This is a genomic window from Parashewanella curva (genome assembly GCF_003675895.1).
Classification (GTDB): Bacteria; Pseudomonadota; Gammaproteobacteria; order Enterobacterales; family Shewanellaceae; genus Parashewanella; species Parashewanella curva.
Genome location: NZ_ML014894.1, coordinates 1 through 4,342, shown reverse-complemented (window position 1 = coordinate 4,342; position 4,342 = coordinate 1). Strand labels below are relative to the sequence as shown.

At 37.9% G+C, this 4,342-nt stretch carries 5 protein-coding genes and 1 tRNA gene; 3 read left to right on the top strand and 3 right to left on the bottom strand.

Going from position 1 to position 4,342, the window contains the following annotated elements:
* Positions 1–76 precede the first annotated feature (76 nt).
* Positions 77–238, bottom strand: a complete 162-nt coding sequence (locus D5018_RS20735; protein WP_121840879.1) for a mechanosensitive ion channel family protein — start codon at positions 236–238, stop codon at positions 77–79.
* A 186-nt stretch (positions 239–424) separates the two neighbouring features.
* A tRNA-Ser gene (locus tag D5018_RS20730) sits at positions 425–514 on the bottom strand.
* Between the two features lie 167 nt (positions 515–681).
* On the opposite strand from D5018_RS20730, the gene D5018_RS20725 reads away from it, so the two are divergent.
* Both D5018_RS20725 and fabA read left to right on the top strand, forming a co-directional pair.
* Positions 682–2,406 (top strand): S16 family serine protease, encoded by a 1,725-nt coding sequence (locus D5018_RS20725; RefSeq protein ID WP_121840878.1) that lies wholly within the window; start codon positions 682–684, stop codon positions 2,404–2,406.
* 93 nt (positions 2,407–2,499) lie between these two features.
* Entirely contained in the window at positions 2,500–3,015 is a 516-nt protein-coding gene (gene fabA / locus D5018_RS20720; protein WP_121840877.1) for a bifunctional 3-hydroxydecanoyl-ACP dehydratase/trans-2-decenoyl-ACP isomerase, read from the top strand.
* Positions 3,016–3,069: 54 nt separating this feature from the next.
* Here fabA and rmf read toward each other — a convergent pair whose 3' ends face one another.
* Positions 3,070–3,246, bottom strand: a complete 177-nt coding sequence (gene rmf, locus D5018_RS20715; protein WP_121840876.1) for a ribosome modulation factor — start codon at positions 3,244–3,246, stop codon at positions 3,070–3,072.
* Between the two features lie 237 nt (positions 3,247–3,483).
* Here rmf and D5018_RS20710 point away from each other — a divergent pair, with 237 nt between their 5' ends.
* Entirely contained in the window at positions 3,484–4,242 is a 759-nt protein-coding gene (locus D5018_RS20710) for a c-type cytochrome (RefSeq protein WP_121840875.1), read from the top strand.
* Positions 4,243–4,342 lie beyond the last annotated feature (100 nt).

Sequence of the window (4,342 nt, the reverse complement as noted above, 5' to 3'; positions counted from 1 at the left end):
AATCGGTAAACGTGATGTGAATTTCTTTGAAGTTCCATATACAGGATAATATAGACTGGGAACCGCCCAGTCTACACTATCCAGCACGGGGGCAAGCCCCCGAGATTTTCGCTCCGCTCGTTAAAAACTTAGCGACCTTAACCCCCACATAAAGGATAAGTAAGGCAACTAACACATCACCAGAAAAGCTTAATATTTTCTCATAGTTATTTTCAAACCAAGAAGTTAAATGCCCCATAAGCCGTACCTTCTATTTTTTGTACTCTCCCCATAAACAATTCATAGTTTCTAGATGATTGTATTTTGAGAAAAAGGAAAACTAATCTGGGCAAAATAGCATTAATGGCGATATTAGAAATGTGACGTGATAGACGAAAAGTAATATAAATCAAAAAGCCGCTCTACTGAGCGGCTTTTCTGAATATGGCGGAGGAGCAGGGATTTGAACCCTGGAACGGGATAAACCGTTGCCGGTTTTCAAGACCGGTGCATTCGACCACTCTGCCACCCCTCCGAACGCGGTGAATAATAAGGACTTGAGTTCTCCATGTAAACCTAAAAATGCCGATTTAAGTTTGAATGATGACTAAACCATCAATTCTTTTAAAAATTAAGCGCTCAAGCGTCCAAATAATGAATTTGTGTTACTATCTTTGTACTTTTAAATAGCTGCAAACTAGTATGACGCCAAATAAACTCACAACCCAACAACTTGCTCCTGACTTTCCCATAGATATCGATAAATTGCCAAATGCTTTACCTCAAAGTTTATTGTTAGGACAAGAAAGGCTAACTAATACTTTTCAGCTAAGTAACAAATTAACTGATCAACATTTGTTTATTGCCGATTTCATCGGTATAGAACGTGAGATGCTCATTGATGGGTTGCACCAAACCATCAAAACACCCGAAGATCAATTTCTAGCTGCTAGTAAAAATGAAGATAATGAAATATCGCTTCAATGGCACCCTGCTCCAGCTAAAGAAAAAATCGGTATTCTTGCCAATAAAAATAAAAGCCACTGCTATTTAAGTGGTGTAATTAAACGGTCTGATTTAATTGGGGCAACTAAGAACAATAATGGCACTGTAAATTACCAACCTGGTGCATTAGCCAAATACCACACCGTATACATTTGCATTGAGTCGATCCTCGAGCGTGAGGGATTATGGAACTTATTGCTCGATATAATTAATGATGGTTATTATCGCGCCAACCAGTCATTAGAAAAAGTGCCATTAGCAACGAAGGTTGTCCTAGTAGGCTCTATCAGTTATTACGCATACCTAAAAAACAGTGACCATCGCTTTTCTCGTCATTTTCCGCTACTTGCTGAGTTAAATAGTGAAATTGATGTAACTGAACATTCTGAATATGACTATCTTGTTTGGTTAAAACAACTCAACCCAACTCAAAAGCCAATAACCAAAAACGGTTACCAGCAATTGCTGAGTTACTCATCATCTCTGGTTGAACACCAACAACGTTTATCACTTTCGATGTCAGAAATGAAACACTTGTTAGCTCAAGCCGCTGCATTAACGACAAAAACAGAGATAGATAAGGACTCTATCAGCAAGGCCATAGCTCACAAGAGTGTACGTCATAATCTCTCAGAAGTTTATTCGGCCCAAAACTTTGACGATAAATTTATTAAACTCCCAACCAAAGGGAAAATGATTGGTCAAGTTAATGGCTTAACCGTTATTGATACTGGCGATTACAGCTATGGAGAGCCAGCAAGAATTACTTGCACGGCTCACTATGGTGATGGTGAAGTTGCTGATATTGAAAGAAAATCAGAACTGGGTGGTAACATACATGCAAAAGGAATGATGATTCTTTCTTCTTGCCTATATCGTATTTTTGGACGTGATGCACCACTGCACCTCAATGCCAACATTGTATTTGAGCAATCATATCAAGAAATTGATGGTGACAGTGCTTCGGTTGCTGAATATTGCTGTTTACTCTCTGCAATTAGTGAATTACCAATCAGCCAAAGTCTTGCGGTTACTGGCGCACTTGATCAGTTTGGCCATGTTCAAGCTATTGGCGGTGTAAACGAAAAAATCACTGGATTTTTCAATTTATGTCAACGCCGAGGTCTCACAGGCGAACAGGGAGTTATCATTCCTGCTTCTAATGTTCTTCAGCTTAATCTCGAGCCAAAAATTATTCAGGCTGTAGCAGACAAACAGTTTCATATCTATCAAGTTGAACATGTTGATGAAGTCATTGAACTGCTATTGCAGCAAGTTGTAGGCAAAGCTGATGATAACAACCGTTTCCCAGCCGAAACCGTTTATGGAAAGGTACAGGTCAGACTAGATGAGCTAGCTGGTGAATTTGTTGAAGAAAGAACCTTATTTCAAAGAGTTCTTAGCAGATTAGGTTTGATTTAGCGCAAACTATTATCACTATCTAGCTGATCGGAGTTGTTTAGCGTACACCTGTTCGCTAATCTTGCTGCACATTCAAAAAAGATAGTTACTAAAATGACAAAGCCAAGCAGTTTCACAAAAGAAGAATTAATAGCCTGTGGGCACGGTGATCTATTTGGAGCAGACTCTCCAAGGTTGCCAGTTAAAAATATGCTGATGATCGACCGTATTACTAAAATTAATAGTGATGGTGGCGAGTTTGGTAAGGGAGAAATCATAGCAGAGCTTGATATTAACCCAGATCTTTGGTTTTTTGGATGCCATTTTGTAACTGACCCAGTAATGCCGGGATGTTTAGGCCTTGATGCTATGTGGCAGCTTGTTGGCTTTTTCCTAGGCTATGAAGGTGCGGAAGGTAAAGGTCGTGCTCTAGGTGTTGGTGAAGTGAAGTTTACTGGACAGGTACTTCCAGAAGCCAAAAAGGTAACTTACAAGCTTAATATTAAACGTAAGATAAACCGTAAACTGATCATGGGCATTGCAGATGCAACACTAGAAGTCGACGGCCATGAAATCTACACTGCTACTGATTTAAAAGTTGGAATTTTCAAAGACACTTCGACTTTCTAAAGTTGCCTCTTCGGAAGTTTGAAAAAAGCCCTCAAAATTGAGGGCTTAATATTATTACTTCATTGGCAAATAGGTAAATCTTTCATCTACCCCTTCTCGCCATCCGCCTAACCATTGAGTTCTTGATTCTAAACTCATATACGGGCATTGCTCCTTAGATTTACCGCCCATACCTGCTTGATATCCTTTTGAAAAAGCTCGATCAAGCTTATCTCGTTTCCTTCTCTTCATAATATTCGTCCTCACAGCTGTTTTAAGAGTCATAACTCTGTAAATACAGTCAAGTAAATACGTTTTTTATGTAGCGCTTTGATATTGTTATTTGCGGCACTGCATCAGAAACCCAAAAGAACGAAAAATTACAGTGCTTCTTTACAAATAATGGGTTTGTAACATAATTGCAAGAACTTTTTGATTATTTTTTAACCTATACTGATTGGCAAGGTTTAATTTTTTTATAGTGTTATTATGAAATTAGTAAGATTATTCAAACTATTACACACGTTTTACTTTGTTTTTTGTTCATCAATTTTGTCACATGCATACGCCTCCCCAGACTTGTCTTCAACACTAACTGTTTCAAAGAATGATCATCAGCAAACACTAACCCTTGAGCAAATGAAGTCACAATTGACTACTCATGAAATTATTTTTTACCACCCGATATATAAAGATCAGCGCAGATACAATGCATTCAAATTCGTAGACGTTTTGAAAATTTATGGTGGGCTGCCAGAAGGTGCAAAACATATTTTTTTCTCATCAATAGACGGCTACAACACTTCTTTAACTACCAAGGCATTCAAACAACACTCTAATGCTTGGTTAGCCTACGAAGACCTCACTTCAAAAGATGGCAATACATTCGAGCTTTTTGAAAGACAGGGAAAATCTTTTGATCCATCGCCCTTCTATTTCTTATGGAAGGATCCAGATACTTACCATGAAATCATAAAATGGCCTTTTGCCATCAAGGAAATAAAATTAGAATCAATTAAAGACCCATATGCTGTAATAGCCCCAAAACCTAATTCAACTAAAAAAGTAAAATCAGGTTATAAAATATTTTCCGATAATTGTATTTTCTGCCATTCGATAAATCTTACTGGAGGAAACATAGGGCCTGAGCTAAATCTTCCTATGAATATAACTGAATATAGAAATGATAAATTTTTAAGGGCTTGGATAAGAAACCCTGAACCGTCATTTCGCACTGATATTTCCTAACACTTAACAATAATCACTCACGGCTAATCAAGACACAAAGATCACAACAATTATGGCAAATAGATCACTGAGCCATAGCTAAAAGATCACAGACAAACTT